We start from the raw sequence: 5,220 nt of genomic DNA on the forward strand, positions 1-5,220 counted from the left end.
GCCAGCCGCCCCGGTCGCGCCGCCCGAGACCGCCGCCGACCCCGGGCAGGGGCGCTCATGACGACCGCCACGGGCTCGCACACCGTGCTGCGGGAGACCCGCTGGAGCGACATCCCGACGCTGGCCGAGCTGGAGACCGAACTGTTCGGCGCCCACGCCTGGAGCGCCCCCTCGTGGTGGGCGGAGTTGGCCGCGCGGCCGCGCCGGGCGTACGTCACCGCCTCCGTGGCCGCCTCCGTCACCGCCTCCGTGGCCGGCGCTCCGGACGGCGTGCTCGGCTACGCCGGGGTGGATCGCGGCGGAGCGGTCGCCGACGTCATGACGATCGCGGTGGCGCCCGCGGCCCGGGGCACCGGGCTCGGGCGCGCGCTGCTGCACCGGCTCTACGAGCTCGCGGCGCCGGCGAGCGCGCTGCTGTTGGAGGTGCGGGCCGACAACGTCGCGGCCCGGGCGCTGTACGAGTCCGAGGGATTCGAGGTGCTCACCGTGCGCCGGCGGTACTACGGCGACGTCGACGCGCTCGTCATGCGGCGGCACCTGACCGATCCCACCGACAGCTCAGCCGAACAGGAGCAGCGATGAGTAGCGGCCCGCTCGTACTGGGCATCGAGACGTCGTGCGACGAGACCGGCGTCGGCATCGTGCACGGCCAGACTCTGCTCGCCGACGCCGTGGCCAGCAGCGTCGACGAACACGCCCGCTTCGGCGGGGTCGTGCCCGAGGTGGCGTCGCGCGCGCACCTGGAGGCGATGGTCCCGACGATCGACCGCGCCTGCGAGACCGCCGGGGTGCGGCTGCGCGACCTCGACGCCATCGCCGTGACCAGCGGCCCCGGCCTGTCCGGCGCGCTGCTCGTCGGGCTCGCCGCCGCCAAGGCCCTCGCGCTCGCGCTCGACAAGCCGCTGTACGGCGTCAACCATCTGGCCTCGCATGTGGCCGTCGACATCGTCGAGCACGGCCCGCTGCCCGAGCCCACCGCGGCCCTGCTCGTCTCCGGCGGGCACTCCAACCTGCTGCTCGTGCCAGACATCACCGACGACATCACCTCCCTCGGCGCGACGATCGACGACGCCGCCGGCGAGGCCTTCGACAAGGTCGCCCGGGTGCTCGGGCTGCCGTTCCCGGGAGGGCCCTACATCGACAAGGCCGCCCGCGCGGGCGACGCCGCCTACGTGAGCTTCCCGCGCGGCCTGACCTCCGGGCGCGACATGGAGCGGCACCGCTTCGACTACTCCTTCTCCGGGCTGAAGACCGCCGTCGCCCGCTGGGTCGAGGCCCGCGAACGCGACGGGCAGCCGGTGCCGGTCGCCGACGTCGCCGCCAGCTTCCAGGAGGCGGTCACCGACGTGCTCACCCGCAAGGCCGTGCTCGCCTGCCGCGAACACGGCGTCGACGACCTGCTCATCGGAGGCGGGGTGGCCGCCAACTCGCGGCTGCGCGCCATGGCGCAGGAGCGCTGCGACGCCGCCGGCATCCGGCTGCGGGTGCCGCGGCCCGGACTGTGCACCGACAACGGCGCGATGGTCGCGGCCCTCGGGGCGCAGCTCGTGGCCCGGGGGCGGCCCGCCTCCGACCTGGGGATCCCGGCCGACTCCTCGCTGCCGGTCGACGTCGTGAGCGTCTGAGATGACACTGCTCGGCGTGCTCGCGCCGGGACTCGGATTGCTCGTGCTCGGCTGCGTGCTGCTGACGTGGGGCGCCGACGTCTTCATGGAGCACCTGGCCAAGGTCGCCCGGATCGTCGGCCTGCCGATGGTGGCGATGGCGCTGCTGCTCGCCGGCGCGGAGCCGGAGGAGATGGCCACGGCCGTCATCGCCTCCGCGCAGGGCCGCCCCGTGCTCGCCGCGACCGACGCCCTCGGCGCCAACGTCACGATGCTCACGCTCGGGCTCGGGCTCGGCCTCGCGCTGCTCGTGCAGCCGGTCGCGGTGCGGGCCCGGCTGCGCCGGTACGCGGGATTCGCCGCGCTCACCGGGGTGGCGGCGGCGGCCGCGGTCGCCGACGGCGTCGTCCAGCGGTGGGAGGGGGCGCTGCTGTGCGCGCTGTTCGTCGCTGTCGTCGCGTTCATCTGGCGCACCGAGCGGCGTCCGCCGGCCTTCGGTGAGCTCGCCGAGACCGACGACGATGATGACGACGACGACATAGCGGGGTCTGCGGTCTCGGGGCGCCGGGCGGTGGTGTGGCTGCTCGCGGGGCTGTTCGCGATGGTGCTCGGCGGCGCGCTCGCGGTCGACGGCGCGGGCCGGATCGCGGTCGCCGCGGGCCTGGGGGAGCACGCGACCGGGCTGACCGCGCTGGCGTTCGCGACGTCCGCGGAGGTGCTCGCGCTCGTCGTCGCGGCCCGGCGCCGCCGCCTCACCCAGGTGGCCATCGGCGGCGTGCTCGGTTCGGCGTTGTACAACTCAACCCTCACACTGGGGGTGGCATCGCTGGTCGCGCCGCTGGAGGCGCCCGGCCTGCTCACCGTCGCGGTCGTCGCGGCCGCGCTGCCGCTGGCGGTCTTCGCCGCGGTGCGCGGGCGGCTCCCGGCGGTGGTGGGCGGGGTGCTGGCGGCCGGCTACGTCGCGTACGTCGTGGCGGTGCTGCGGGGGGTCCTGTGAGGTGGGAACGCGAGGGGTCGAGGTGCGGGTGTGGGTGTGATGAGTCGACGACGTGCGCCGCGGCGTGCCCTGTGGGCTGTGACCGCGCTGCTGCTGCTCGCGCCGGTCGCAGGGTGCTCGGGAGGCGGGCTGCCCCGCTCGACGGGCTCGGACACCGGGGGCGCTACGGCCCCAGCGGGTTCCGGGGCGACCGAGGCCACCAGCGGGTCAGCGCAGTCGTCGACCGCTGAGTCCGGCGGGCGGGGCGGGCAGGCGGCAACGGGCCTGACCGGCCGGCCGAGCGCGGAGCAGCTGTCGGCGGCGCGTGCGGACGTGGCCCGGCTCTCGGTGCCGCAGCTGGCGGCCCAGCTCGTCGTGCCCCGCCAGCGTGGAGCCGGGCAGGACGCCGCGGCGGCGTTGCGCTCCGGCGGCTACGGCGGGTACGCGGTGTTCCGCGACAACCTTCCGCAAGGGGCAGCGGCCGTCCGCACGGCCCGCGCCGACAACGCGGCGTTCGAGCGGGCGATGCGCGAATCCGGCCGGGACTGGCCGGCGTTCGTCTCCATCGACCAGGAGGGCGGTCCGGTCACCCGGCTCGACTCGCCGCTGACGCTGTTCCCGGCCGTCATGGCCCTCGGCGCCGCCGGCGACCCAGGGCTGGCCCGCCGCGTCGGCGCCGCCTCTGGCGCCGAGCTGCGCGGGCTGGGGTACACGGTCGTGCTCGCGCCGGTCGCCGACGTCACCGTCGGCGAGGCCGACCCGACGATCGGGGTGCGCTCGCCCGGCTCCGACCCGCGGGCCGTCTCCCGGATCTCCTCGGCTCTGGCGGCCGGCTACCTCGACGCCGGAATCCTGCCCACCCTCAAGCACTTTCCCGGCCACGGGGGAGTCGGTGACGACAGCCACCTGGGCACCGTCACCCAGCGCGCGCCGCTGTCGCAGATGCGCGAGCGCGACCTGCTGCCGTTCGCGGAGGCGGTGTCCGCCGGGGCGCCCGCGATCATGACCGCCCACATCGTGCTCACGTCCGTCGACCCGCAGCGGCCGTCGACCGTCTCGCAGAAGGTGCTCACCGGGGTGCTGCGCGAGGATCTGGGGTTCACCGGGCTCGTCGTCACCGACGCCCTGGAGATGGCCGCCGTCGCGTCGCGGTTCGGAGCCGGGCAGGCCGCGGTCGAGGCGGTGCGGGCCGGGGCCGACGTGCTGCTCATGCCCGCCGACGCGAAGGCGGCGGTGACCGCGCTCGTCAAGGCCGTCGACGACGGCTCCGTGACGCGGGGGCGGCTCGAGGAATCGGCCGCCCGGATGGTGGCGACCCTGCGGGCGGCGGTGCACGATCCGCCCGCTCCGAGCGAACCGGGGAGCCACCAGCAGGTGGCGAAGGACGTCGCGGCCGCTGCGATCACCCAGCTCGGCGGGGAGTGCGGGGCCCGGCTCGTCGGCGACGGCATCCGCGTCAGCGGCGGTGACGCCGCCGACCGGGAGGCGTTGACGACGGCCGCGCGGGCGGCCGGCCTGCGCACCGGCTCCGGCACGAGCGTCGTGCTGCGCGGCGGCTCTACCTACCGGGCCGCCGAGGACGACGGCGAATCGACAGCGAGCGCCCCGGCCACCGGTGACGTGGTCGTGGCCCTTGACGCGCCCTACACGCTCGCGCGCGACCGCGCCCGCGTCGCTAAGCTCGCGACATTCGGCCGGACCCCGGCCACCTTCGCGGAGCTCGTGCGCGTGCTGCTCGGGGAGCGCACCGCCTCCGGGGCACTGCCGGTCGCCGTCGGAAACCACGCCATCGGCAGCGGATGCGGGAGGTCGTCGTGAGCGGACGCGTCGTCGTCATCGGGAGCCTGAACATCGACCTGGTCACGCAGGTCGAGCGGCATCCGCGGCCGGGGGAGACCCTCACCGGCACCGACCTCGTGCGCCTCGCCGGCGGCAAGGGCGCGAACCAGGCGGTGGCCGCGGCCGACGCCGGGGCGAGCGTGACGATGGTCGGGCACGTCGGCGACGACGAGGGCGGGCGGGCCTACCGGCAGCGGCTCGCCGACCTCGGGATCGACGTCGACCTCGTCGCGCTCGACCCGCAGCGCCCCACCGGCACCGCGCTCATCGTCGTCGACGAGGCGGGCGAGAACTCGATCGTCATCGCGCCGGGCGCCAACGCCTCGGCGCTGTGGCCGCGCACGCTGGAGGCGGCCGTGGGATCGCTGACGGCGCACGATGTCGTGTTGCTGCAGCAGGAGATCCCGGCGGAGGCGAACACGGCGGCGATCCGCGGGGCGCACGCCGCGGGGGCCCGGGTGCTCATCAACCTCGCGCCGTTCGCGGAACTGCCGCAGGACGTGCTCGACCTCGTCGACGCGGTGATCGTCAACGAGCACGAGGCCCGGCAGCTCGCCGACGCGGGGTTGACACCGCCCTCGACGGTGACGACGCACGGCGCCGCGGGCGCCGGCTGGGACGACGAGCGCCGCGAGGGCCTGCGCGTGCCCGCCGACCGGGTCGTCGACACCACCGGCGCCGGCGACGCCTTCTGCGGCGCGCTGTGCGCCGCGCTGGCCGCGGCTGGCTCCGGCGAGATCGACAAGGGCGCCGCGCTCGACGCGGGCCAGCAGGCCGGCGCGACCGCCGTGCAGCACGCGG

Annotated in this window: 5 protein-coding genes; all 5 read left to right on the forward strand. The window is 76.1% G+C overall.

Annotated features, from left to right (window positions below; all coding sequences use genetic code 11):
* The first annotated feature begins 57 nt into the window (after nt 1-57).
* Nucleotides 58-582, forward strand: coding sequence for a GNAT family N-acetyltransferase (locus PINTE_RS20250; protein WP_068434232.1), 525 nt, complete (start codon nt 58-60; stop codon nt 580-582).
* Nucleotides 579-1,625, forward strand: coding sequence for a tRNA (adenosine(37)-N6)-threonylcarbamoyltransferase complex transferase subunit TsaD (gene tsaD / locus PINTE_RS20255; RefSeq protein WP_068434235.1), 1,047 nt, complete (start codon nt 579-581; stop codon nt 1,623-1,625). The genes PINTE_RS20250 and tsaD overlap by 4 nt, the downstream gene beginning before the upstream one ends.
* Nucleotide 1,626: 1 nt before the next feature.
* Nucleotides 1,627-2,601 (forward strand): sodium:calcium antiporter, encoded by a 975-nt coding sequence (locus tag PINTE_RS20260; RefSeq protein ID WP_068434237.1) that lies wholly within the window; start codon nt 1,627-1,629, stop codon nt 2,599-2,601.
* 78 nt (nt 2,602-2,679) lie between these two features.
* Nucleotides 2,680-4,398 carry a glycoside hydrolase family 3 protein gene (locus PINTE_RS20265; protein ID WP_068434239.1) on the forward strand — a complete coding sequence of 573 codons (1,719 nt, stop codon included), beginning with the start codon at nt 2,680-2,682 and terminating at the stop codon, nt 4,396-4,398.
* The coding region (locus PINTE_RS20270) for a ribokinase (protein WP_245643078.1) at nt 4,395-5,220 on the forward strand (826 nt) is incomplete at its 3' end. The genes PINTE_RS20265 and PINTE_RS20270, both read left to right, overlap by 4 nt.

Origin of the sequence: Piscicoccus intestinalis NBRC 104926 (assembly GCF_001515525.1) — a bacterium.
Lineage (GTDB): Bacteria > Actinomycetota > Actinomycetes > Actinomycetales > Dermatophilaceae > Kineosphaera > Kineosphaera intestinalis.